The following is a 24,861-nucleotide window of genomic DNA, read 5'->3' on the forward strand; positions in this document are numbered from 1 at the left end:
CGAGCCCCTTGCACACTCGCTTTGATACTGAGAGCTCGTTTATGCAGTCTGACCAGACTAGGCTACTCGCGCTTGGGCTACTTGAGATCAAGACATTGCTTGCTGATTACCTGGGCAGCGAAGTAGATGCCCCAATGAGCGTCCGTATCGCGGCTCACATGGCGTATGCACTCCACAATGAGGCTGAGGCTGCGTACAGCAACGCTGATTTCCATCTTGGTCACACAATCATGAAAATCGCTGCGATCGATCAGATTCTTGGTGTCACGGATGGTGCCGCGTTTTTGAGCAGGTTTAACGTCGAAGCCTAAGTGTATTCCGGATAGCGTTTAACCCAGATGGCTGCTTTTGGCCGATTCTGTTGAAAAAGTAGGTCTCCTGCAGATCTATAGCGCGCGACCAGCTAAAGCAGGTTGGCTAGAAAGCGCCCGCTTGAGAGCCTAAGAAACCAGTATCATCCGACCGACTATAGGGAAGCGCTCGGATCATTTTAGAGTTTCGTTCACGCCCTCCATCTCCTCGACAGCGTTTTCGGATGCTGTCGCGTTCATCATTGGGGAGGGAAAATATTTTTCACCTGTCATCGTAAGCAACGAAACGCCCCAGAAGTTAGAGACCATTGGCGCTGACGATGTAGTCGAGCTATCTGACAGGGCGCTATCTTGGGCTCAGAATCAAGATATAGATGCGAGTCTGGCGCTCTACAGGTCTTTACCTACAGACGCCAAAGGAGCAATGCCACTCAGGCATCTAGCTGCACTAGCAATTGCGCAAGATGTCGATCAGTTAGAGGATTACAAAAAAAGCTTTAAAAAGGGCGAAAGGCTGGGGTTCGTCCCATACATCACCGTTGAAATGATTGAGCGCTCGCTGCTGATTGCGCGGGGAACCGCTCCCAAGGTTAACTGATTCCCTGAGTAGCTCCATGGACTGATCTGCGGCAAAATCACTCCATCGGCCAGCGGGAGAGTACGCAGCATGATGGGGCAGTTATCGAGTGGGCAGGATCAGCTGTTTTACTCGTTCAACCTTGAAGACCACATCCCAAAAAACCATCTTCTGCGCAGCATTGATCGGTGCCTCGATCTGAGCGACCTGCGCCACTACCTCGCCGATTTCTATAGCCCTATTGGGCGTCCTTCGATTGATCTTGAACTGATGATCCGCATGCTAGTCGTGGGCTGTTGCTATGGCATTCGCTCCGAACGGCGCTTGTGTGAAGAGGCTCATTTGAACTTGGCGTATCGCTGGTTCTGCCGGTTGAGCCTTGAGGATGAAGTGCCTAATCACTCTACGTTTTCCAAGAATCGACACGGCCGTTTCCGGGACAGCGATCTGTTTCGCTGGTTTTTTGATGAAGTGCTGCATCGCTGCATCGCTGCATCGCTGCATGGACGCGGGTCTGGTCAAGGGCGAAGGCTTTGCCGTGGACGCCAGCATCATCAAGGCGGACGCGAGTTGGCAACGTGGAGCGTCTAACGATGAAGAGATCAACTGCGCGACCCGTCTCTGAGCACTCGTGCTGTCCGTGAATACCTCGAAGCACTCGATGAGGAGGCGCTCGCTGAAGCTCTTCCCAAGCGCTTATCGCTGACTGATCCTTTAGCCCGTTGGACGGCCGCCCCGGGTGGCTCAGCGTTTTTCGCCTATTCCACGAACTACCTGATTGATGTCGAGCATGGCGTGATCATGGATGTAGAACCCACACCGGCTCATCGAACGGCCGAGGTCGAGAGCACCAAAACCATGATTGATCGAGTCGAAGAGTTGTTCGACATTCCGGTAGATCAACCTGATTCCCTGGTAGCGGCGCCTGTAGTGATTGATCACTGTGCAGTTGGGTGTCCGGCTGGGCAGGATTGCAAGCCAGCGCTATGCCTCTTGAACAGGCGCAACGGTACGCCAATGGATTTCTAGAGTCAGGGGCTAACGTTCCACCAGCGCAAACAATCAATATCGAGTGATAAGCTAGTTAAAATTGTACCAATCGGAACATCTCAGTCCGCGACGACTCGTTATTGGACAACCGTATCAGCCCTAAATGCCTAAATGAAAAACTCCTCTCAATTGGGTGCGCTATTCGGATTGCCTCCTAGTACAGTGAGTGCCAGTTCGTTTGATATTTATCAAATCACACTGAGGGATACAGCTACGGTTTTCAAAGTACAATTGCGGTTACGAAAAAACTCTGTAAAAGGCGTGACGCAGTGGAGCTGTGTTGGAAGTAATCGTTCCAAATCGATCACTGTTTACATCGGCTGAATTTGTTGGGAGATTAGTGTTTATTAAAAGGAGGGTGATGTGAGAAAGCTGGTTAGAAGAAATAAGGATGGGCGGTTGACTGAAATTGATCGCAAGGCGCTTCGGAGGGAAGGTGAAGCATTGATGAATTATATTATGGTTGCAGACCCTGCGGAGGAGATTCGATACTCGTATCAAAAAAACTAATGCCGTTTATTAATAATATGTTGGTTGAAATTTTGGACTTCCCCTGCATGGATGAACCATACAATGTATGGCTTATGATGGGTGGTCTGGAGCCGGAACTTCCCGAAGGAATTCGAGAAATGTATTTTCGGTTTATTAACCGTGTACGAGGCGAGCCAAGCCTCTCTAGCGCTTCTGTCATTGAGTATGGTCAATACGTGCCTGGAGCTAGCGAAGAAATAAAAGACGGTGATCGGTATGAGTGGGTGGAGTTTGAAGATTAGGCTGTAGGTGGGTAGGTCATTTTGCGTGAGAGTTGGCGACAGAATAAGTCTGTCACATTTTTGACGTCGGAGATGTAAAAACTATCAGCCTCGTGACGAGTGTCCCTGCGGTGTAAAAGGGATTTATCTATTGCTCACGCCATAAAACGGGTGCCCCAAAGGTCGCCTGGTTCATTCACCCCGCAGCCGCCGACCAAGTACATCCATTAGAGTGCAACCATCGAGCAACGGTACGACCAGCAGCTAGGAAACGTCTGCCAGTGCACGCCGTGGCGCAAGCATTTTCGGTACGATAGGCAATGTTTTCCAACACCTGCGTGTACGCGTGAATGATCAGTGCTCTTTGCCTGATTCAAGTTTGAAGTCGCCATATCAACAATGTGAAGGCGCCTGGGCGCGGTTGGAGGATCAGGAGCGGAGTCTGAGTAAGGTTGAGGGTGTTGATGCGGTGTATGTGGCCACAGGGCCACTCTATGAGCGGGATATGGGGTCGTTACCTGGGACGAATAAGGTTCATACGATACCCAGTGGGTACTGGTGACCTACAACCTGACTGTCAATGTGGGCCACACATTCTATGTATGCGAGTGCATGACCTGGGTGCACAATACTAGGCCTCGTGATTTGCCTCCTGATTACTTGAATGAAGCTCCAAATTGTAAGGGGGACCTAAATGCACAGGCTTCATTATCTGCAGGAGCACAACTATGACTCGAGACTCAGTGGCAGGGCCTGTCTACTGGCGCGAGCGGGTCGCGAAAGATCTAAGCTGGATAGAGAAAGCGCAGAGGCTCTTGTCTGAGCCCTCAAAGAATCCGGTCTATGACCCGCAATTTTCTTTTGATCTATCAAAAGACATTTTACGTTTGACCTTGCGCCGCTATTCCCAGGGCGATCCGGTTGCTGAGCTAGGCCAATCATTTGCGCAGTTGGTGGATACCTGGGAGCTATCTAATCGTTTGGCGGAAAGCGTGTGCGCTGAAAGCAATCTGAAAACCTGCCGCGACTGGACGTTCGATCTTGCCGATCTCGATCACTACATCTGGTGTTTCTGGTTGGTGGGACTGGCGCTGGTCTTGCGTGTTCCTGACGAGCAATGGCGTCGACTGGTGGCCCTGATTGGTGAAGAGGGTGCCGACGTATTGCTGGACAGGGTTATTGCCAGCCGTGAGCCCACCCGTGTCATAGGGAGTGCTCTATTGCATCCAAAACCATACGCCCGGCTGCTCGAAGCTATTGATGCGCCGAAAGACCTTGCGGGTGGCAAGCTGCAGATGTTCGTCGACGCTTGGTACCCGGAGCTTAACCGCCGGGGCAAGCAACAACCGTGGTGGTATCACTACGGTGATCCTGAAAAGCACCCGCTGGAGGCGGGCAGCTATTTTGGGCGTTGGTGCATTGAAGCTGTGGCCGTCGTTCAGGCTTTTTCATTGGATGACAGTCAGTGTTTGGGGCATCCACATTATCCAGGTGATCTATTGCGTCCTGAGGGGCCCACCACGCACCGTACACATGCACCGGCCAAGCAATCGCGCAGCTGGTTTCGATTCTTTGGAGCGGGCCGAGACAAGTAATCAGTTGATCAGGATTGATCACATCAGACTTCAGCGCGATTGCGTAGAGCACTGCGATGTCGGGTTATTGAAGAAAGGAACCGCGGTCGGTCCCGAGCTTCATTCACATAGACCACTGACCAAGTAGCGGCTCCAGCTTCTGGAGCCTCTTCGCCAAGGCTTCACGTTCGGCTTTTGGCGTAACGGGGTCGATCATCAGATACTGCCGGTCACGCCACATGTTCACTTGGCGGCGCCAGAAAGCCTGCAATGTTTGTTCTGTGTCCAAGCGATTGAGCAGGTATGCCAGTTGCTGCCATCCCGGGAGCAGCCGCAGGACCGCTTGTCCACGTGCCACTGGCAGGCTGGGCCAGTCACGACTCAATTGGGTATTCAGTTCTGACTTTATCGAGTTGCAAGGCTGTTCGTTCAATCGAGCGATCGCGGCAAAAAACACTTGGTCGCACGGATCATCAAGTGCGTTGAACATCTCCCGCAGTTGGTCTTCCCGAAGAAGGTGCACGGCAGCCAGTCGCACGGTGGGGTAAACAGAGCGCAGAGCAGCCTTATGCCACGAACTTGGGAGGACAGCATTCAGCTCCGCAGTCAAGCCAAGAGTGCCCAGCCAGCCCCGCTTCGCTGTGGGCAGCGCCTGGTTCAATTGCGCAGCGAGAACATCATGTGCATCGAGTCCGTTCTTGGGGGCCGCCCAGCGCGCGAACGCACGTATCGAGGCAGAGATGTCGATCAATGACTCGCGCAATACGGGCTTGGGGTCATCGAGTAATGGCAGCAGCGCCCGCAGTATGCACACTCGGACTTTGGCCCCTGGTCGGGGTAAGGCTTCATGGAGCAACGTGCGAGCTTGCTCAGCCGGCAGTTCCTTGCAGGCGGACACGGCTAACAGTCTTACGGTCAACTCTCTATGGGCAAGGGCGCTGCGTACTAGCAGTTGAGGGTCGGTGTTGCCCTGGAGCAACAGTGCAAACAGGTAGCGGGCGGCTTTGCCTTGACGTGTGAGGAAGTCTTCATGGACAGCCTGGCGGATGCCGGGCGATTGCAGTACTGCTCGCACAGCCAGCAGTGTTGGGCCGTGGTCAGCCCTGCTGCGTGAGGCCAGCGCCATCAAGGGCACCAGCGCTGACAGTAATGCCTGAGCATGCGTCGCAGAAAGGTACTGTTTCAACCCCGCCCCCGCGAGATCGCGAATCTGTGGCACCCAGTCATTAAGCCTTTCAATCAAAGCGACCAATGCTTCAGGGGAGGGGTGGCTGCACAGTTCCCTGACAGCGACTTCCCGAATGAAGCCATTTTGGTGGGCAGTCATTGCTGCCCAATTGCAGTCACCTTCAATGTTCGCCAGCAACTGCAGCGCCTCGTAGCGTCGTTGATCCGCCCACGAGGAAGAGGGCGCTAATTTGTGCTTCAGTTTGTTCAGCCAGTCGTTGGTGGTGTTCACGCTCAGTCCTTTTTGCGCTTATGGTCGACGCCATTTAGGCTCGATCAATGACGGGCATGCTTGTCGTATCAGAGATTTCTTCAAACAAGCGCCAGGGGAGACCGAGGCATTGGCTCGGCTCTTGGCGAAGTATCGTAAAGGCTGGAAGGTACCCAGTCGATGAAGTTCACGCTATGGATAGCTTTGAACGTCGTGCGCAGCACACACACGAGGAGTCGGGTAGGCCGTTTTTTCGAGCAGCGGATTTTCTCGATGCGATTGGTTGCGTCCGGTCAAGCCTACAACGAGGCTGACTTTTCAACTCAAGGTCATGGCCTTATCTCTAGTCCTCTACGAGGCCCCCGTAACATGCTGGTTGCTATAAATGAGTGCGGTGATCAGAGCGGCGATTGACCCCAACATAATCAATCCGCCTACTGCCACTGCGCAGCCCCAAGCAAAACCGCTTACGCCCTTGAAGCGACCTCCGCTTAACAAGCTCAGCACATAAACACCGATGCGGTGCGCTAGTATGTCCAGAATGAAATCCATTTGATCGTCATGCTTCCAAGCTGATTGAGTGAATCCGAGTTGATCAGTTTAGCCGTCACTGTTATTTGCGTTGACGTCTTTCGACCAGGACTTGCCTGTCACAGACGCCCATAAGTTATCCTTTTCAGTTGTGTTGCACTTCTTGTCGAATTTGCGCTTTTAGCAGTATTGAAATGCTGGTAAAAGCACATTTTCAGCCATCAATCTCAGCGAAGATCAGTGCTTAAACTCGGTGTCCCGAATCCAGCCAGAGTCGCGTTCGAGGCACTCAGGTACTGAGACCAGAATTGATTGAGCGCGTCCATGGTCTTGCCCGAGCGGTAGGCGTGCTTCACCGAATCGGTGACAAGGCCGGCACCCGAAACGTAGACACGAGCGCCCTGCAGATCAGCGAAAAGCCCTTTGCTTTGCGCGAGCTTGAGCTCGTTGCTCACGTTGAGCTGCTTGATCTGGTTGGAGGCGTAGAAGCTTGTGTAGTCTGAGTGCTCAAGCATGTCCGAGATCAGGTAAACCACGCGATCATTTACATCCTGTTCGCGCTGCATGTCCTCGCCCACTTTACGCAGGGAATTCATGATTTCGCTCTTCGGGATATCCTCCCGTGCTTGACGCAGGCCGTTGACGAACTGCTTGCCGAAGCCAGCTTGGAACGCCTTCTTCTGTGTTGTCATGCACTGATCCAGGCCACGCAGCTTGCGCATGTTCACGTCGTCACGGATTTCGCCTTCGAGCGGCATGTCCAACTCAGCGGAATAAGTCAGGCGCAGATACTCGCCTGGCAAGAATGCCGAAAAGGTGTATAGCTTCACGCGGTCACCAGCCTGAACGAACCGGTCAACCTGTCCCCAACTGCTGCGCTGCAAATCCTCGGGCATAGGGATGGTCTGGTCGATAATGACCACCAGCTCGCGCCCGGTACCAGCCGGCTTGATCTCGGTGAGGCCGTTCCGGTCGTAGCAGCTCTGCAGGTCATTCCGTTCGGCTGCCAACGCTGCACAAGGCAGCGCCAGCGCCAGGATCAAAGCCTTGGCAGCTCTCACGACAGTGTTACCTCTTTGTTGGCCGGGAACAGACCCAGGGCCTTCAGAGCCTGCTGCTGCTCTCGAATATCACGTAGCTGAGCTTCGTTGACATTCAGAGCACGGCTGGCAGCAGCAAGGCTTTCCTCGGGTAGGCCGGTGACATCATGGAAGTCAGAGGCCTTGATAGCGGTGCCCGGCTCAGCAGTAGGTGCTGGGGCGGTAGCTGCTACAGCCGAAGAGGCCGTGGCTTCAACCTGAGCTACCTGAGCCACCGGAGTTACAGGTGCAGGCTGTGCAGCAGCTTTCTGGGATACCTTGCCAGCCTTGTACTCAACGTAGGCCAAGAAATTTCGGTGGGCCGAATTCTCGCCTTCCAGGGCACCGAGCACGCCAGAGTTAGTATGGTCGCGACTGGATAGTGCCGTCTGGAGTCGGCGCAGCTTATCGTCTGCATGGCTGGCGATGGCAGTACGATGCTGATCCATGGCGTCCATCATTTCCTCGGCAGTGGCGTACTCATGAGTCAGGCGCCATGCGGTGTGGGAATGGGTACCGGCGAAGTGGTACTTGCTGGCCAGCCAGATACTGATGCCTTGGATGGCGATGTAGATTAGGGACAGCATGACGTAAGTGGTCAGGCTGGCCTGGCGGATGGCCGTCATCTTGTCATCGATAGTGGCGTCCTGAGTTTCATCGTTGATGGCCTGGGACTCTGCCGGCAGGTCAAACGGCGAGCCAACGTTGCTGCCGCTCTGAGCGGAGGCCTCCGTACGCATGCTGTTGACCATCTCGGTCTCGATGCTATCCAGAGTGGCGGAGCGAACTACGAAGGCTCCAATGGCCATGCAGGCGACGAAGACACCGCAGATGATCAGCCAAAGGAACTTGCGGGACACGTTGGAGTTAACGTCCTTCACGCGAGCCAGCAGTTGCTCATAGTCAGGGCTGTTGCTATCGGAGAACGAATCTTCCAGGTTGATTGCCTTGTTGGCCTTCAGGGAGCGGGAGCGCTTGCTCGGCTCTTCGCCCTGCCACCAGTGGCGTGCACGGGCAATCAAGGTGTTGTGATGCACGGTATGGCCGGCGGCCTCAGCAAAAATCGCCGATGCCACTGCCAGCAGGATTGCGGTACCAGCTGTCAGCAGGTGACGGTCATTGGTAGAGGCATCCATGTTCATCCATCCTGCGAGCACGTAGGCAAAACCCATCGCCTCGATCAGGACCAGCCCAACTACCAGGAACAGAACCCATGCCGGGCGGGGAGAGCGGCCGGCTTCACCGGCCTTGGCGAGGTAGTCGAGGGAGGCGTTGTAGGCCTCCGGGCCCTTCATGTACTTTTTGTGCTCGCGGTAGTACACGCCAGCCAGAGTAACTTCGTGGTTGATCCAGCCATCGCTATCGACCGAGGACGGCTTGCGCGACAGGCGAGCGACAGTACCGATCAGGGGGAAGCTATGCCATACGCGGATCAGGAAGTAGGAAACCTGTTCCCAGTACTTCCAGATGACCACGGCACTCACGAGCAGCGAGATGATGCCGGTGGTCAGCAATTGGTTGGCAAGGATCAGTGATTTGAGTGCAGCTAGAGATAAGTCTTCCATTTAGGCCTTCCGTGACTTGCTTTATTTGGTGGCAGGAATTGGCAGGTACGGCGCCACGTAGGCATCTGAACCGGCGGCATAGAACAGGGCGCCCTCGGTAACCTTGGCGTTACCCTTGCTGAACACGAGATCCATGCAGGAAACCGATGCCTTGGCATCGTTGGCGAATACGCGGTACAGCACTTGGCTCTCGCCTTCGTAGGTGTTGGCCACGGCCTTGATCGTTTGCGCTTTGTTCTTGCTGTTTTGGTCGTAGTCTTTGACGACCTGCAAAATCGGCTGGCGATCAACTTGCGCGTTTTCGCGCAGGATCGAAACAGGCGACACCGTGACCAGATGACCGTTTACAGTGTTGGCCCACACGCGGTTGTTGTACCCCGGGAGGTAGTCCTTCGTCGCATGACGCTGCAGAGGCTTGTCATCAGCCATGCTCAGGACATCACCGGCATTACGAGGCATGTCAGCTTCGCAGCTTGCGATTGGCATTTCTTTGGCGTGTGCGGAGCTGATCAGCGCAAAGCCACTTCTCTTGGGCTCGATGTTATGGGCCATGGACCAGTTATATGCATCCGCCGGCTTGCCGGCGAAATCGACAGCAGGCTTAGCCTTGGTAACCAGCTTCTGGGCATTGCTGGTGCTAGCGACTGCAGTCCCAGATGCAGGCTTCTGAGTGGCCACCGGAGCGTTTGCGGAGCCAGAAGACTTAACGGTCTGGGTGACGGCTGTACTTGGCTTGACGGTCGGGGATGTGCCGTATTGCAGGTACTTGGTGTTGCCGGCCTCAGCCTGGGCACGCATGACCAGCGCTTGCTCGTTGGCCAGTTCGACGATTTCTACGCGGCGGTTCTGGCCACGCACAAACGGATCGCTGTTGTCGGCGATTGGGCGAGAGGATCCAGCACCCTGGTAGTAGATCACGGTGGCGGGGATGCCGGCTTGCATCAGCACATTGCCCACAGTTCTAGCACGACGCTCGGACAGCTTTTGGTTGTGCTCAGCGTTACCGGTAGCATCGCTGTGGCCAACCACGAGCAGGCGACGCTCTTGAAGCTGTTTGGCGGCGGCTTTCTGGTCGGTAGTGCTGGGCCTGGAGTACATCTGCGCCAGCTTGCTGACTGCACGCTTGCCGTTTTCGGTGAGCTGGTCAGAGTCTGTGGCAAACATGCCGCTGTCTTCGATCTGGGTGACTAGGCCAGCCTCTTTCGGCACGGCGGTAACTACAGCGCTGGAAGCGACAGTCAGCTGCTCGGTAGTGATTTTAAGGTTTTCTTCTTTAGCGATGCGGTCCAGCTCTTGAAGACGGGACTGCCAGACATAGCCCAAGGCGCAGCCAATTGCGCCGCCAGCTGCAGCGCCAACAAGTGCCCCATCCTTACCTTTCAGAGCGTATCCGGCTGCGCCGCCAGCAATAATCCCAACTCCGCAGAGCACAGGCATGCCGTAGTCTTTGCCAATGGTATTTACGGAGTCTTTAAAACCCTGCACTTGCTGACCGCTGCATCCGGCTACCGTAAGGAATGCGCAGCTGAGTGCGGTTAGGCGAAACGTTTTCTGCATGACGGCTCCTTGCCGGTCTATTTTTTCGACGATGGCAAATTGACACCTGCCTGCGCGTGGAATTTACAGAGAAATGTCCCATATCGCCATCAGGAACCAGCCGACGACAGGTTTTATTTCTGACCGACTGGTAGCGGGGCGTATATCCGCGTGAGTTGCCCTTGAGACAATAGGGCAACTATTTGGAAATGCTTGCTCTTTGCCCGGCGGTTGCAAAGGGGCGGTTCCTACCGTCCATGACCGCTAGCTGTCGGCCATTGCCTGTCAGTGGCAACCGGCAGCGCTGAGCCGAAAGCTGCCTTCTGTGAACGACTGCTTCTGGCCCAGAGTGTGTAAAAACACTAAGGGGGCTCACTTATAGGTTCTTCACCTGCCGGAAATCTTTAAGCCTCGTTTCCCCGCACTCATACCTTCTTGACGTTAACAGCTGCGCCGATAGTGCCGCCGGAAACAGATACGATGTAGTCGGCCGCTCTTTGGCAGAGGATGACGTGCGATGAACGGATTATGAGGGTAAGAGGCATGAGCGAGAGCGGGTCAATGTCGATACGTTCTCCTGATGTGCCTCGAAGCGACAATGTCAGTTCCGTCCATTTGCGATCATCTGAACCTGCGCAGTCACCGTCAGAGTCTACATCACATCCGGTTCCCCATAGATGTTCAGCAATGCAATAGAAGGCCGGTAATGGTCTTTCTGGCGTGATTTGAATGGAATAGAAATTAGACATGATTTGTTGGCCGCGCCTATCTGTAAGCAGAAGAAAGGGTATCTCTGAGCCTGAGGCTGAGCAATCAGAGTCGCTGGCCCCAGAGCGTCGATATCGGTTGCGCCGCTGAGGCTGATAGTCTCAGTAGAGAAGGGGTCGCTCTCTAGCAGTTCGCAAGCGCCTGGCGCGTTTTCATAGTGATAGCTTTGCCAGTCAACGAGAGACACCGCCACGACGTTTTCGAATGGTAGACGATCGTAATGCTCGCTCTGGAAACCGGATGATCCTCGCGTTTTGGCTCAACAAATCTGACGTAGATCTGCTTTTTTGTGATGTCCGCCGCTGCCCCGCGTGGCGTCCCATGTGAGCCTTGAAGTCTTACCGGATCGGCTCTGAAGTGTTTGCATGGAACAGCGCCTTTCGGCCAATTGCAGACGCCCAAACGGGATAAAGTGATCAGTCGATCTGTGAGCTAGCCTTTGAGGGTTTGCATGATTTTCACGACCAAGGGCTTCGTGTAATTCTCACCGGTGTCAGTACCAAGTGGGTCGTCACTGCGCAGCCATTCACCTTGATCGAAAGCTTGATAAAGCAAAAAGGCGGGCTGAGGGATGTCCTCAGTCATGCTCACTTCAACTACGGCATTGATGATCCCGTTCATGACATCGTCACAGAATTCGTAGGCTAGCGAGCCATCTAAATAGCCTCCTGCAACCGCAACAGATAGCTCGTTCAGGACTTGTTTGGGTGCAATGTTGAACGCTTGGCAAATGCGGGCAAGGTCGGTCAGCGTCAGACCGTCTGCTTGCGCCATCGCCAACAGCTCATTGATTTCGCTCTTTGGTAAAACGCCGATCATGGCTGTCTACCTAGTCGAGGTCGTCCTCACCTTTCTATCTGCAGTTACCCGCTTTGCGATATCCCGCTGCTTGCGCTTCGGACTCGGAACCGAATGCAATTTGATTTTTCAGCGCCACCTGCGAATAACCCGGGCAGCCTTCAGCCAGGTGATAAACATGGCTGTTACGGTTGCCAACGATTGAACCTGCGCTGACTGTCGAGATTTGGGTGGGCGTTGAGGTAGGGCGGTTGTGTTGAGCAGGTGCCAAGGCGACGACCCCATCTCCAACCGTCTTGTAGCCTGCCTGTAGTGGTCTAATGAAACCGGACACCCATTTAGGCGAGAATGCTCGCCAGATAGAGGTGTCTGATGACCAAGCAACGTCGTTCCTTTTCCGCTGAATTCAAACGCGAGGCCGCAGGCCTCGTGCTCGATCAAGGCTATAGCCATATCGAAGCCAGCCGCTCGCTTGGGGTGGTCGAGTCCGCGTTGCGTCGCTGGGTTAATCAACTCCAGCAGGAGCGCAACGGCGTTACTCCGCAGAGTAAGGCGCTGACGCCTGAGCAGCAGAAAATCTAGGAATTGGAAGCTCGAATCGCTCGCCTTGAACGGGAGAAATCCATTTTAAAAAAGGCTACCGCGCTCTTGATGTCAGAACAGCACGAGCGCACGCGCTGATTGATCAACTGAGCGCCCAAGAGCCGGTCGATTGGCTTTGCACAGTCTTTGACATTACTCGCTCGTGTTACTACTCCCACCGCCTCAGGCGCCGAACTCCGGACGTTGAGCGGCTTCGGTTGCGCAGTCGGGTCAACGAACTGTTTACGCAAAGGCGAAGCGCTGCCGGTAGCCGCAGCATCGTGTCGATGATGCAGGAAGACGGTGAGCAAATCGGGCGGTTCAAGCTGCGTGGCCTGATGCGGGAGCTGGAGTTGGTTAGCAAACAACCTGGATCACATGCCTACAAACAGGCGACGGTTGAGCGGCCTGACATTCCGAACATCTTGAATCGAGAGTTTGATGTGCCGGCGCCGAATCAAGTCTGGTGTGGCGGCATCACTTACATCTGGGTTCAATGGAAATGGCATTACCTGGCTGTCGTTCTGGATCTCTACGCATGCCGAATTGTGGGTTGGGCGCTGTCAAACAAGCCGGATGCGGATCTGGTCATCAAGGCGTTGGACATGGCTTACGAACAGCGCGGCAGGCCTCAAGGGCTGCTGTTTCACTCGGATCAGGGCGCCCAATATGGCAGTCGCCAGTTTCGCCAGTTTCGCCAACGGCTCTGGCGTTACCGCATGCGCCAAAGCATGAGCCGTCGCGGAAACTGTTGGGATAATGCGCCGAAGGAGCGTGTGTTTCGCAGCTTGAAAACTGAATGGATACCGACCGTGGGCTACATGACAGCTCAAGAAGCGCACCGCGACATCAGTCATTACCTGATGCATCGGTACAACTGGATTAGACCGCACCAATTCAACAACGGACTGGCCCCAGCTCAGGCCGAGAAAAAACTTAACGTCGTGTCCGTGATTAGTTGACCACTACACGTGGGACTTTGAATCAGAATATTTTGCGCGTTTTTGGCTTAGAGCGGCCCCTTCGCGACAGGCGGATTTCAGCCAGGATCTGACATTCTCGGCAATCGAAAAATCGCCCTGTAGTACCGGTCTCAATAGGCTGAGGTTGGTTGTGAGCTGACCTTAATGAGCGTTCGGGTAGTCAAAAAGTCGCGAATGGGGGAGTGCTGAAGACGCTTTGGAAACAGATTTCAGCTGTTCTGCTAAGTGAGGGCCGGATTATGATTTTCAAACCCTGTGCTATTAGGAGGCGGCAGTCCACCTTTTCAGGGTCCACAACCGATCATTGCGGCAGAAATTCAAAGTGGGGGAACAGATGGGGGAACAGAAAGCCCAGAAAGCAAAAAAGGCCCCATAAAATGGGGCCTTTAGGTGCAAATATGGCGGAGGCGATGGGATTCGAACTCATGGACCTGTTACAGTCGACGGTTTTCAAGACCGTTGCCTTAAACCACTCGGCCACACCTCCAGATCTGTTGCGGGCGCCATAATACCTGAATGAAACACACTGTCAAACTCTCTCCATAGCTTGTTACAGAGCGTCTGTTATGATCTTTGCGACTGAACGTTTCAAACCAACAGGAGTGTCGCCATGCGCGAACAGGATTACGCAGTTAATAACAGCGTGCAGGCTGAGCAGCTAGAGGTTAGCCGCGTCCTGCGCAACACTTACGGCTTGCTGGCCCTGACCCTCGCTTTCAGCGGTGTGATGGCGTATGTCGCACAGCAGATGCGTGTTGGCTACCCGAATATTTTCGTGGTGCTGATCGGCTTCTACGGCCTTTTCTTCCTCACCAACAAACTCCGTGATTCCGCGTGGGGCCTGGTGTCGGCGTTTGCCCTGACCGGTTTCATGGGTTTCCTGCTCGGCCCGATCCTCAACCGTTACCTGGGCATGCAGGGCGGCGCGGAAGTGGTCAGCTCGGCATTTGCGATGACGGCACTGGTATTTGGCGGTCTGTCCGCCTACGTGCTGATTTCCCGCAAGGACATGAGCTTCCTCAGTGGTTTCATCACTGCTGGTTTCTTCGTGTTGCTGGGCGCTGTGGTCGCGAGCTTCTTCTTCCAGATCAGCGGCCTGCAACTGGCGATCAGCGCAGGTTTCGTGCTGTTCTCGTCGGTCTGCATTCTGTTCCAGACCAGTGCCATCATTCACGGCGGCGAGCGTAACTACATCATGGCGACCATCAGCCTGTATGTATCGATCTACAACCTGTTCATCAGCCTGTTGCAGATCTTCGGCATCATGAGCCGCGACGATTGATCATCGTCCATGAATGAAGAAACCCGCTTCGCAGCGGGTTTTTTCTTGTCTGCGATTCACACCGGAACTCACGCCATCGGTGGCAAGCGCCGTTTGACCGGTGTTTTCTTGACGATGGCGGTATTGGTTTCGGCGTGGCTGTTGAGGCGGTCGAGGAGGGTGTCCAGTTGTTCCATCGAGCGCACGTGCAGGCGAGCGATAAAGCAGTCGTCGCCGGTGACCTTGTCGCACTCGGTGAACTCGGGTATGGCCTGAATCTGCCGCTCCACTTCGTGCAACTGTCCGGGCAGGGGGCGGATGCGCACGATGGCCTGGAGTTGATAGCCGAAGCATTTAGGGTCGATCTCCACGGTATAGCCCTTGAGCACGCCACGTTCTTCAAGGCGTCGTAAACGCTCGGCAACGCTGGGCGAAGATAGACCGCTGATGCTTGCCAAGGCCTTGAGCGAGCGCCGTGAGTCTTCCATGAGGGCCGCAATCAGCACTTGGTCGATGTCGTCGGTCATGTCTCAATTCCTGTAAGGCAATTAATCGAAATAGCCTTCATAAGAAAGGCAGAGCCAGATTTTAGCCTTCTTTTTGCTCTGGAGAAGCCCTGCGCCCAATCGGCATACTTTGGGCTCACACACAGGAGCCTGATGATGGACAACAACCTACGTCGCGGATCATTCGAAATGACCGCCGCCATGCTGATCTCCGGGACTATTGGCTGGTTTGTGCTGGTATCCGGCCAGCCGGTGCTGGATGTGGTGTTCTGGCGTTGCCTGTTCGGCGCCGGCACCTTGTTGCTCATCTGCGCGGCATTCGGCTTCCTGCGTCCGGGCATTCTGACCCGCACCACGCTCCTGCTGGCGGTGCTCAGCGGGGTGGCGATTGTAGGTAACTGGGTGTTGTTGTTCGCTTCCTACTCACGCGCCTCGATTGCCATCGGCACGGCGGTGTACAACGTCCAGCCGTTCATGCTGGTGGGATTGGCGGCGCTGTTTTTGAACGAAAAAATTACCCTGCAGAAGCTGACCTGGCTGGGCGTTTCGTTTCTGGGGATGCTGGCGATCGTCAGTGCCCACAGCCAGCAGGGCGAGGCCGGCAGTGATTACCTGGTGGGCATTGCCCTGGCGTTGGGCGCGGCGTTCCTTTACGCGATTGCTGCCTTGATCATCAAGCGCCTGACCGGCACGCCGCCGCACTTGATTGCCCTGGTCCAAGTCAGCACTGGCGTGTTGTTGCTGGCGCCGTTCGCGCATTTCTCCGCGTTGCCGCAAGCACCAAGCGCATGGGCCAGCCTGGTAACCCTCGGCATTGTGCACACCGGCGTGATGTATGTGCTGCTATACGGCGCGATCCAGAAGCTGCCGACTGCACTGACCGGCGCGTTGTCGTTCATCTACCCGATTGCGGCGATTTTCGTCGACTGGTTTGCCTTCGGTCATCAACTGCAAATGCTGCAATGGATCGGGGTGGCGGCAATCCTGCTGGCCGCTGCCGGTATGCAGCAAGGTTGGAGCCTGAAGTTTCGCCGCACCGTTACGTCATGACATCAGATGCTCCAGCGCGGCGCAGTCTTGGCCAGGCGTTGGCGCATCTCGCCGATATTGTTGGCCATCTGACGGCTCAGCAAGCGGTAGCCGTCCAGCGGATGATCGACCTGCGTATCCAGGCTCGCGTCCGCCGGCGGCTCAATCGGACGAGACAAACGCTGGAAGGCCCCGGATTTCAGTGCCCGGGCCATGCCGACCAGTTGCACGCGGATTAGTCGATGCTCCGCTTTCAGCGCCGTTTGCAGATGGGCCATGGCGTTCGGGTCGTTGGCATCGGGTCGGGTGTTGGCGAGGATCTCTAGCGTGCTGACACACAGGCGCAAGTGACGCTGGATGGCGTCGAGCTCATTCATGGAAATCTTCACTTCCTTGGACACCGAGGGCATCAGCGAACGCAATTGCACCATCACCACGTTCAAGCGATTCATGAGCCTCACGTGCTCGTCATCGGTGACGGGTTGGCCATTGATGATGCGCCCATAGATCGTCGCGCAATCGCGCAGGGCATCGGCCAGGTTGTAGCGCCAGGAATAAACCGCATACAGGGGCAGGGCGAAGGAAAACGCCAGGGCCAGGCCTATGCCGATCAAGATGTCCACCCCGCGCCACAAGCCATCGGAGACCGGATTGTCGCCATGCCCGGCGACGATGAACACGGTGATTGCCGCCAACAGCGCCGTGTATCCGCCCTTGCCGATGGCGTGGTAGGAGAAAAAACCGCAAATCACCGCCATGGCGAAATAGGTCAGCCACGGCAGGCCGAGCCAGGCCTGTTGCACCACCAGCAGCAGGCCGATCGACGCGCCGAGCAGGGTGCCGATCGCGCGCTCAGCCGCCTTCTTGCCGATGTTGCCGTGGTGCTGCAAGCCGCCAATCACCACCAGCATGGTCACCGACGCCCACTCGCCGTGGGGAAGGTTGATGCCGGTGGTCAGCAGGATCGTCGCCAACAACCCCAGCGACACGCGCACCGCGTGGATCAATTTGGCATGGCGGTAGCGCCGGTACGGGTCCAGCAGCGGACGCAATACCCGGCGCACCAAAGGTGGCAGTCGTTGGGTTATGGGCGTACTCAGGTTGTGCTCCTCAGAAAATATAATCGGTGGTCAGGAAGCTGGAGTTGCGCCCGCTGATGATGTCGCTGATCAGTTCCTTGTTGTTCTCCTGGAACTTGGTCGCCACCAGCGTACGGATCGAGAACACGCGCAACGCATCATGTACCGACAATGTGCCCTCGGCCGAGTTCTTGCGCCCGTTGAAGGGGTAGGTGTCCGGACCGCGCTGGCACTGAGCGTTGAGGTTGATCCGTCCGACCTGGTTGGCGAAGGTGTCCACCAGCCGGCCGACCGCCACCGGGTTGGTGCCGAAGATACTCAATTGCTGGCCGAAGTCCGACTCTAGGACGTAGTCGATCACCGTGTCCAGATGCCTGTACGGCACGATCGGCACCACCGGGCCGAACTGTTCTTCCTGGTAGACGCGCATCTGCGGCGTCACCGGGTACAGCACCGCCGGGTAGAAAAATGACGCGCGTGACTCGCCACCGTTTGGATTGACCACGCGGGCGCCCTTGTCGATGGCATCGGCCACCAGCCCGTGCAGGTAATCGACCTTGCTCGCCTCCGGCAACGGCGTCAGGGCCACGCCACTCTCCCAGGGCATGCCGGGTTTGAGGGTGGCGAGTTTGGCGTTGAATTTTTCGATGAATGACTCGACCACGTCTTCATGGACGAAGAGGATTTTCAGCGCGGTGCAACGCTGGCCATTGAACGACAACGAGCCGGTGACGGCCTCGCTCACGGCGTTGTCCAGGTCTACCTCCGGCAGCACGATGCCGGGGTTCTTCGCATCCAGGCCCAGGGCGGCGCGCAGGCGGTGCGGTTTGGGGTGCAGTTTTTTCAGGTCGCTGGCGGCCTTGTTGGTGCCGATGAACGCGAATATGTCGATCTTGCCGCTGGCCATCAGGGCGCTGACGGTTTCGCGACCGCTGCCGTAGATCACGTTGATCACCCCGGCCGGGAAGCTGTCGCGGAAGGCTTCCAGCAGCGGCCGAATGAGCAGCACGCCGAGCTTGGCCGGCTTGAAGACCACGGTGTTGCCCATGATCAATGCTGGAATCAGCGTGGTGAAGGTTTCGTTCAGCGGGTAGTTGTAAGGGCCCATGCACAGGGCCACGCCCAGCGGCACACGGCGGATCTGGCCGAGGGTGTCCTGTTCCAGCTCGAAGCGGCTGGAGCGGCGGTCGAGTTCTTTCAGCGCGTTGATGGTGTCGACGATGTAGTCGCAGGTGCGGTCGAATTCCTTTTCCGAGTCCTTGAGGTTCTTGCCGATTTCCCACATCAGCAACTTGACCACGGCGTCGCGCTGTTCGCGCATGCGGGCGAGGAAGGTTTCGACATGCTGGATGCGCTCGGCCACACGCATGGTTGGCCATAGGCCCTGGCCACGGTCATAGGCGCGCACGGCGGCGTCGAGGGCGGTCAGTGCTGTGTCGGCATCGAGCAGCGGGGTACTGCCCAGAATCACTTGTTCATCGCCGTTCTCGCCAGTGAGGTACACCGGGCTGCGCACCTGGGCGAGGGCGCCCGACCACGTCTTGAGCTGGCCATCGACCAGGTATTCGCGCTGCTCGGTCGGGCCGCTGAGTCGGTACTTTTCCGGAATGTCGCTGGAGTCGGGAAACAGGTTGCCAAGGATATGTTCTGTGGTCATGTTTTTACTCCATGTGAGGCCGTTCAATTTCACTTCAGAGGTTATACGCCTTATTGGTCAGACTTTTTAAGCCTGGATGTCATGTTGCCGCGATCTTTTGCCGCGATCGCCCACAACCACGGGTGCTGCGAGTAAACTTGCCGTTCATTCTTAAGGAGTTCATATGAGTTACTACCAGCCGGGCATTCTCGCCACCCCCGTTCCACCTCAGGCCCGTCATATGTTCTTCGCGTTGGAATCGGTCGATGCAGTGCCGGCTGCGCTCGACAAATTGATGCAACTGGTGGACGGCAAGTCGGCGGTGGTCGGTTTCGGTGAATCCCTGGTCAAGGCGTTGCACGGCCAGATCGAAGGCCTGCGGCCATTCCCGGCGTTGACCGGTGTGGGTGTCGACAACCCTTCGACCCAACACGCGCTGTGGTGCTGGTTGCATGGCGTCGACCGCGGCGAGTTGCTCAATCGCAGCACCGCCATCGAAGCGGCGCTGGCACCGGCGCTGCGCCTGGTGCAAATGAACGAGACGTTTCGCCACCTCACCGGCCACGACCTGACGGGCTACGAAGATGGCACCGAAAACCCTCACGACGAAGCGGCGGTGGCTGCCGGACTGGCGAGCGTGGGCGGTGAAGGCCTGGTGGGCGGCAGCTTCGCGGCGATTCAGCAGTGGCAGCATGATCTGAAAGGTTTCCATGCACTGCCATCGGATGAGAAAGACAACATCATGGGTCGTCGCCTGGCCGACAACGAAGAGATCGACGACGCACCGGTCTCCGCTCACGTCAAACGCACCGCCCAGGAAAGCTTCGCCCCCGAAGCGTTCGTGGTGCGCCGCTCGATGCCATGGATCGAAGGCGATCGTGCGGGCCTGATGTTCCTGGCGTTCGGCTTCTCCCTGGATGCGTTCGAAGCGCAACTGCGGCGCATGAGCGGTCTGGAAGACGGCATCACCGACGGCCTGTATCGCATCAGCCGCCCGATCACGGGCGGGTATTACTGGTGTCCGCCGCTCAAGGATGGGCGCCTGAACCTGAGTGCATTAAACCTTCACTGACACTCAGATCCCCTGTAGGAGCGAGCATGCTCGCGATGATCGTCAATGATGACGCTGGCAATCTGACACCCCGCGGTGCCGGGGCCGCCATCGCGAGCAAGCTCGCTCCTACAGGTCGAACAACACCGCTCTAACCTTATTCTCAAACGGTATTTCTCACCACGGTCATTAGAACCATAAGATCACGTTATAACTCGTTATAACAAGTGATCAGCCCATGACCGATAACGTTCTATCCCTCAGCAGTGTTCCGCTGCACACCCAGCTACGGTACGTGCTGCGTGCTCGCATTCTCGACGGCGAGTACCCGCAGGACAGCCAGATGCCTTCCGAAAGTGAGTTGGGTGCCTTGTTTAAGGTCAGCCGCATCACCGTGCGCCAAGCGCTGGGTGATCTGCAGAAGGAAGGGTTGATCTTCAAGATCCACGGCAAGGGCACCTTCGTCGCCAAGCCGAAAACCTTTCAGAACGTCAGCACCTTGCAAGGCCTAGCCGAATCCATGACCGGTCGGGGCTACGAGGTCATCAACCGCCTGCGCAGTTTCAAATTCATCGCCGCCGACAAGTTGGTGGCCGAGCGTTTACAGGTGGCCGAGGGCGAGATCGTGGCGCAGGTCAAGCGAGTGCGCCTGATCAACCGCGAGCCGATTTCGCTGGAAATCACCTACTTGCCCAAGGCCATTGGCGAGCGACTGGAGAAGGCTGATCTGGTCACCCGCGACATTTTCCTGATCCTGGAGAACGACTGCGGTCTGGCGCTCGGTCACGCTGACCTGGCAATCGACGCCGTGCTCGCCGACAGCGACCTGACCCAGGCGCTGGGCGTTGAAGCGGGCTCGCCGATCATGCGCATCGAACGCCTGACCCATGACGCCAGCGGCCAGCCCGTGGACTTCGAACACCTCTACTACCGCGGCGATGCCTTCCAGTACCGCCTGCGTATCGACCGGCACAAAGGGGACCAGGCATGACCCATTCCGTGACAAGAGCGACCCTGGAACAGGAATACGACATCGTCGTGATCGGTGGCGGCACGGCCGGGCCCATGGCGGCGATCAAGGCCAAGGAACGCAACCGCGACCTGCGTGTTTTGTTGATCGACAAGGCCAACGTCAAGCGCAGCGGCGCGATCAGCATGGGCATGGACGGCTTGAACAACGCCATCATTCCCGGTCATTCCACGCCTGAGCAGTACACCAAGGAAATCACCATCGCCAACGACGGCATCGTCAACCAGGCGGCGGTGTATGCCTACGCCACGCACAGCTTCGAAACCATCGAGCAACTGGATCGCTGGGGCGTGAAGTTCGAGAAGGACGAGACCGGCGACTATGCGGTCAAGAAAGTCCACCACATGGGTGCCTATGTGCTGCCAATGCCCGAAGGTCACGACATCAAGAAAGTCCTGTACCGCCAGTTGAAGCGGGCGCGGGTCAGCATCACCAATCGCCTGGTGTGCACCCGGTTGCTCAAGGACGAGGAGGGCGCGGTCAACGGCGTGATGGGCTTCGACTGCCGCACTGCCGATTTCCATGTGATCAAGGCCAAGGCCGTGATCCTCGCCTGCGGTGCAGCCGGGCGCCTGGGGCTGCCGTCCTCGGGTTACCTGATGGGCACCTACGAAAACCCGACCAATGCCGGCGATGGATACGCCATGGCCTATCACGCCGGGGCAGAACTGGCGAACCTGGAATGCTTCCAGATCAACCCGCTGATCAAGGATTACAACGGCCCGGCGTGCGCCTACGTGACCGGTCCCCTGGGCGGCTACACCGCCAACAACAAGGGCGAGCGCTTCATCGAGTGCGATTACTGGAGCGGCCAGATGATGTGGGAGTTCCACCAGGAACTCGAAAGCGGCAACGGCCCGGTGTTCCTCAAACTCGACCACCTGGCCGAGGAAACCATCCAGAACATCGAGGAGATCCTGCACAGTAACGAGCGACCCAGTCGTGGCCAGTTCCACGCCAATCGCGGCACTGATTATCGTACGCAGATGGTCGAGATGCACATTTCTGAAATCGGTTTTTGCAGCGGCCATTCGGCGTCCGGGGTGTGGGTCAACGAGAAGGCAGAGACGTCGGTCAAGGGGTTGTACTCGGCCGGGGACATGGCCGCGGTGCCGCACAATTACATGCTGGGTGCGTTCACCTATGGCTGGTTTGCCGGCCACAACGCGGCGGACTTTGTGGCCGGTCGCGAGTTTTCTGCGGTCGACGCCGCGCAGGTCGAGGCGGAAAAACAAAGGGTCTACGCACCGCTGGATCGAGAGCATGGCCTGCCGCCGGCCCAGGTCGAATACAAGCTGCGCCGTTTCGTGAACGATTATCTGCAACCGCCGAAGGTCACCAAGAAGATGCAGATCGGCCTGCAACGCTTCAGTGACATCCAGCGTGACCTTGACCAGATCAAGGCGCACAACGCCCACGAACTGATGCGCGCCATGGAAGTCAGCATGATCCGCGACTGCGCCGAAATGGCCGCCCGTGCCTCTTTGTTTCGCGCGGAAAGTCGCTGGGGGCTTTACCACTATCGGGTCGATCACCCGCAGCGCAACGACAGCGACTGGTTCTGCCATTGCCATCTGAAAAAGGATGAACACGGTCAGATGAGCAGTTTCAAGAAAGCCGTCGAGCCCTACATCATCCCGCTGGATGCCGAGGAAATGCAGGCCTATGACCGCCTTCGCGTCGGTGCCTTTGCGGCCTGAGCCCCATCAAAAGAGAGACCGTGAAATGGCCTATCAACCCCAGGAAATCTTCTTCCGCTCCAATGCACCGGTCACGGTCGACGAAGACCTGTGCATCGCCCACAAAGGCTGCACCGTGTGCGTCGACGTTTGCCCGATGGACTTGCTGGCGATCAACCCGGCCACCCAGAAAGCCTACATGGCGTTCGATGAGTGCTGGTATTGCATGCCGTGCGAGAAGGACTGCCCGACGGGGGCGGTGAAAGTGGATATCCCCTACCTGCTGCGGTGATTGACAGGGCGCCATCGCGGGCAAGCCCGCTCCCACAGGGGCATGCGATCAACTGTGGAAGCGGGCTTGCCCGCGATGAGGCCCGTCCAGACACCCGAGAAACCGCCACCCGGCCACCCCCGGGACGCATGCTTGAAAAACACCCCTCGTTTCCCACCACGCCCTGATCGTGGCGGAGACGAACACTTAAAATGATTCGAGGGGACACACCCATGTTATTGCGCGCAGCATTCGCCGGTCTGGTACTGGCTTCGTTCACCCTGTCGGCTTCGGCCGAAACCATCCGCATTGCCATCGGCACCCAGGACACCACCATCAACTGCGCCGCCGGCGGCCTGTTGATTCGTGAACTCGGCCTGCTGGACAAATACCTGCCCCACGACGGCCCGTACAAGGACGCCAAGTACGACGTGGTCTGGAAAAACTTCACCAGCGGCGCGCCACTGACCAATGAGATGGTCGCCGGCAAACTCGACTTTGGCGCCATGGCCGACTTTCCTGGCTCCTTCAATGGCGTCGCATTCGAAACCGCAGGCAAGCACAGCCTGTTCATCAACGTGCTGTCGGGCAGCATCAAAGGCAGCGGCAATGGCATCGTCGTGCCCAGCGCCTCGAGCGTGCAGTCACTGGCGGAGTTGAAGGGCAAGACCCTTTCCGTGCCATTCGCCTCGACAGCCCATGGCATGTTGCTGCGGGCCGTAGCGGATCAGGGATGGGACCCACTCAAAGACGTCAACATTATCGCCCAGGCGCCGGAAGTGGCGGGCTCCGCATTGCAGGCTGGCAAGATCGATGCTCATGCCGACTTCGTGCCCTTTGCCGAACTGTTCACCAGCCGGGGTTTTGCCCGCAAGATCTTCGACGGCTCCCAAGCCAACGCGCCAACTTTCCATGGCGCACTGGTGGATCAGGCCTACGCCAAAAAGTACCCGGAGATCGTCGTCGCCTACCTGCGCGCCAGCATCGAGGCCAATCAGTTGCTGGCCGATGAGCCAGAGAAGTACAGCGAGCTGATTGCCAAGGTCACGGGTGTCGATGCCGAGGTCAACTACCTGTTCCACGGCCCGCTTGGTGTGCAGACCCGCGACCTGAGCTGGAAGCCTGAATACCGTCAGGCCGTCGGCACCGCGATCGATACCCTCAAGCTGTTGAAGAAGGCTGATCGCGGCCTGGACCTGAACACTTTTATCGACGATCAATACATCCGCGCCGCATTCAAGGCAGCGAACCTGGACTACAACGCGCAGTTGGCCAACTACGCCCAGACCCCGCTCAAGGCCCTGGATGCCGCCAGCGGCAAACCCATCACCGACTTCAAGCATGTGGCCGAGATCTGGGTGCGCGGCGAGCCGAAAGTCCGTCAATACGCTTCGGCGGAATCGGCGTTCACCGCGTTGGCCAGCCTCAAGCAGGAAGGCAAGAACATCCGCGCGGTGTATGCCCAGGCGAGTGACAGCGGGATCAAGCTGCTGGCCGATCAGGCGTGGTTTGCCAGTGATGCCAAAGGCCGCCTGAGCGCGTTCCTGCTCAAGGGCCAGGCCCAGCAATTCGCCACGGCCCAGGGTGGCAAGGTGTTCGACTTCACCGACGCGACCACGCAGGCCGTGGCGACCCGTTAACCAACGACCCTTCCCTGTAGGAGCGAGCATGCTCGCGATGGTCTCAAGGGCACCGCTGGGCGCCAGGCAGCCAGCGTTATCGTTGACGTCCATCGCGAGCATGCTCGCTCCTACAGGGGGCTGTGTTCAGAGGAC

The 24,861-nt window shown here is 57.0% G+C and carries 20 protein-coding genes, 1 tRNA gene and 4 pseudogenes; 14 read left to right on the top strand and 11 right to left on the bottom strand.

Going from position 1 to position 24,861, the window contains the following annotated elements; all coding sequences use genetic code 11:
- Positions 1-41 precede the first annotated feature (41 nt).
- The 6 genes and pseudogenes from AB4N33_RS06465 to AB4N33_RS06490 all read left to right on the top strand — a co-directional run bounded on the left by AB4N33_RS06465 (position 42) and on the right by AB4N33_RS06490 (position 4,285).
- Positions 42-311: a hypothetical protein gene (locus AB4N33_RS06465; protein WP_460124617.1), complete on the top strand. Its 270-nt coding sequence runs from the start codon at positions 42-44 to the stop codon at positions 309-311.
- Between the two features lie 157 nt (positions 312-468).
- Positions 469-909, top strand: coding sequence for a DUF6990 domain-containing protein (locus tag AB4N33_RS06470; protein WP_460126688.1), 441 nt, complete (start codon positions 469-471; stop codon positions 907-909).
- Between the two features lie 69 nt (positions 910-978).
- Positions 979-1,779, top strand: a pseudogene (locus AB4N33_RS06475) (transposase); the annotation flags it as partial.
- Between the two features lie 716 nt (positions 1,780-2,495).
- Positions 2,496-2,711: a hypothetical protein gene (locus tag AB4N33_RS06480; protein ID WP_460124620.1), complete on the top strand. Its 216-nt coding sequence runs from the start codon at positions 2,496-2,498 to the stop codon at positions 2,709-2,711.
- Between the two features lie 382 nt (positions 2,712-3,093).
- Positions 3,094-3,249, top strand: a pseudogene (locus AB4N33_RS06485) (DNA/RNA non-specific endonuclease); the annotation flags it as partial.
- A 169-nt stretch (positions 3,250-3,418) separates the two neighbouring features.
- Positions 3,419-4,285, top strand: a complete 867-nt coding sequence (locus tag AB4N33_RS06490) for a PoNe immunity protein domain-containing protein (protein ID WP_460124623.1) — start codon at positions 3,419-3,421, stop codon at positions 4,283-4,285.
- A gap of 103 nt (positions 4,286-4,388) precedes the next feature.
- Here AB4N33_RS06490 and AB4N33_RS06495 read toward each other — a convergent pair whose 3' ends face one another.
- The 7 genes and pseudogenes from AB4N33_RS06495 to AB4N33_RS06525 all read right to left on the bottom strand — a co-directional run.
- Positions 4,389-5,723 carry a PBS lyase gene (locus AB4N33_RS06495; protein WP_460124626.1) on the bottom strand — a complete coding sequence of 445 codons (1,335 nt, stop codon included), beginning with the start codon at positions 5,721-5,723 and terminating at the stop codon, positions 4,389-4,391.
- 737 nt (positions 5,724-6,460) lie between these two features.
- A complete protein-coding gene (locus AB4N33_RS06500) occupies positions 6,461-7,294 on the bottom strand; it encodes a hypothetical protein (RefSeq protein WP_460124629.1) in 834 nt (277 codons plus the stop codon).
- Positions 7,291-8,877: a hypothetical protein gene (locus AB4N33_RS06505; RefSeq protein ID WP_460141667.1), complete on the bottom strand. Its 1,587-nt coding sequence runs from the start codon at positions 8,875-8,877 to the stop codon at positions 7,291-7,293. Before AB4N33_RS06505 ends, AB4N33_RS06500 begins: the two co-directional genes overlap by 4 nt.
- 21 nt (positions 8,878-8,898) lie before the next feature.
- On the bottom strand, positions 8,899-10,434 hold the full coding sequence (locus AB4N33_RS06510; RefSeq protein WP_460124633.1) for an OmpA family protein: 1,536 nt from the start codon (positions 10,432-10,434) through the stop codon (positions 8,899-8,901).
- Between the two features lie 404 nt (positions 10,435-10,838).
- A complete protein-coding gene (locus AB4N33_RS06515) occupies positions 10,839-11,162 on the bottom strand; it encodes a hypothetical protein (protein WP_460124636.1) in 324 nt (107 codons plus the stop codon).
- Between the two features lie 451 nt (positions 11,163-11,613).
- Complete coding sequence (locus AB4N33_RS06520; RefSeq protein WP_460124639.1) at positions 11,614-12,000, bottom strand: hypothetical protein; 387 nt, start codon at positions 11,998-12,000, stop codon at positions 11,614-11,616.
- 34 nt (positions 12,001-12,034) lie between these two features.
- Positions 12,035-12,298 (bottom strand): annotated as a pseudogene (locus tag AB4N33_RS06525) (sunset domain-containing protein); the annotation flags it as partial.
- 53 nt (positions 12,299-12,351) lie between these two features.
- On the opposite strand from AB4N33_RS06525, the pseudogene AB4N33_RS06530 reads away from it, so the two are divergent.
- A pseudogene (locus AB4N33_RS06530) lies at positions 12,352-13,523 on the top strand (IS3 family transposase).
- A 420-nt stretch (positions 13,524-13,943) separates the two neighbouring features.
- On the opposite strand, the gene AB4N33_RS06535 reads toward AB4N33_RS06530, so the two are convergent.
- Positions 13,944-14,031 (bottom strand) — tRNA-Ser (locus tag AB4N33_RS06535).
- Positions 14,032-14,154: 123 nt separating this feature from the next.
- Here AB4N33_RS06535 and AB4N33_RS06540 point away from each other — a divergent pair.
- Positions 14,155-14,826 (top strand): Bax inhibitor-1/YccA family protein, encoded by a 672-nt coding sequence (locus AB4N33_RS06540; RefSeq protein ID WP_064677351.1) that lies wholly within the window; start codon positions 14,155-14,157, stop codon positions 14,824-14,826.
- 68 nt (positions 14,827-14,894) lie between these two features.
- On the opposite strand, the gene AB4N33_RS06545 is transcribed toward AB4N33_RS06540, so the two are convergent.
- A complete protein-coding gene (locus AB4N33_RS06545; protein ID WP_460124645.1) occupies positions 14,895-15,332 on the bottom strand; it encodes an Lrp/AsnC family transcriptional regulator in 438 nt (145 codons plus the stop codon).
- Between the two features lie 135 nt (positions 15,333-15,467).
- Here AB4N33_RS06545 and AB4N33_RS06550 point away from each other — a divergent pair, with 135 nt between their 5' ends.
- Positions 15,468-16,361 carry a DMT family transporter gene (locus tag AB4N33_RS06550; protein ID WP_476456761.1) on the top strand — a complete coding sequence of 298 codons (894 nt, stop codon included), beginning with the start codon at positions 15,468-15,470 and terminating at the stop codon, positions 16,359-16,361.
- Positions 16,362-16,363: 2 nt separating this feature from the next.
- On the opposite strand, the gene AB4N33_RS06555 is transcribed toward AB4N33_RS06550, so the two are convergent.
- Together AB4N33_RS06555 and AB4N33_RS06560 are read right to left on the bottom strand one after the other, a co-directional pair.
- Complete coding sequence (locus AB4N33_RS06555) at positions 16,364-17,383, bottom strand: FUSC family protein (protein ID WP_476458787.1); 1,020 nt, start codon at positions 17,381-17,383, stop codon at positions 16,364-16,366.
- Positions 17,384-17,450: 67 nt separating this feature from the next.
- On the bottom strand, positions 17,451-19,076 hold the full coding sequence (locus tag AB4N33_RS06560; RefSeq protein ID WP_460141669.1) for an NADP-dependent glyceraldehyde-3-phosphate dehydrogenase: 1,626 nt from the start codon (positions 19,074-19,076) through the stop codon (positions 17,451-17,453).
- A 163-nt stretch (positions 19,077-19,239) separates the two neighbouring features.
- Here AB4N33_RS06560 and AB4N33_RS06565 point away from each other — a divergent pair, with 163 nt between their 5' ends.
- The 5 genes from AB4N33_RS06565 (at position 19,240) to AB4N33_RS06585 (ending at position 24,726) form a co-directional block, all read left to right on the top strand.
- The gene (locus tag AB4N33_RS06565) at positions 19,240-20,127 is read left to right on the top strand and encodes a Dyp-type peroxidase (RefSeq protein ID WP_460141670.1); all 888 of its coding nucleotides are present in this window, start codon (positions 19,240-19,242) and stop codon (positions 20,125-20,127) included.
- Between the two features lie 217 nt (positions 20,128-20,344).
- Positions 20,345-21,097, top strand: a complete 753-nt coding sequence (locus AB4N33_RS06570) for a GntR family transcriptional regulator (RefSeq protein WP_476456762.1) — start codon at positions 20,345-20,347, stop codon at positions 21,095-21,097.
- Entirely contained in the window at positions 21,094-22,836 is a 1,743-nt protein-coding gene (locus AB4N33_RS06575; RefSeq protein WP_476456763.1) for a fumarate reductase/succinate dehydrogenase flavoprotein subunit, read from the top strand. Before AB4N33_RS06570 ends, AB4N33_RS06575 begins: the two co-directional genes overlap by 4 nt.
- Before the next feature lie 25 nt (positions 22,837-22,861).
- Entirely contained in the window at positions 22,862-23,107 is a 246-nt protein-coding gene (locus AB4N33_RS06580; RefSeq protein WP_008060065.1) for a 4Fe-4S dicluster domain-containing protein, read from the top strand.
- 212 nt (positions 23,108-23,319) lie between these two features.
- Positions 23,320-24,726 carry an ABC transporter substrate-binding protein gene (locus tag AB4N33_RS06585; RefSeq protein WP_476456764.1) on the top strand — a complete coding sequence of 469 codons (1,407 nt, stop codon included), beginning with the start codon at positions 23,320-23,322 and terminating at the stop codon, positions 24,724-24,726.
- Positions 24,727-24,861: the final 135 nt, after the last annotated feature.

The organism is Pseudomonas sp. S1_E05 (assembly GCF_056337105.1).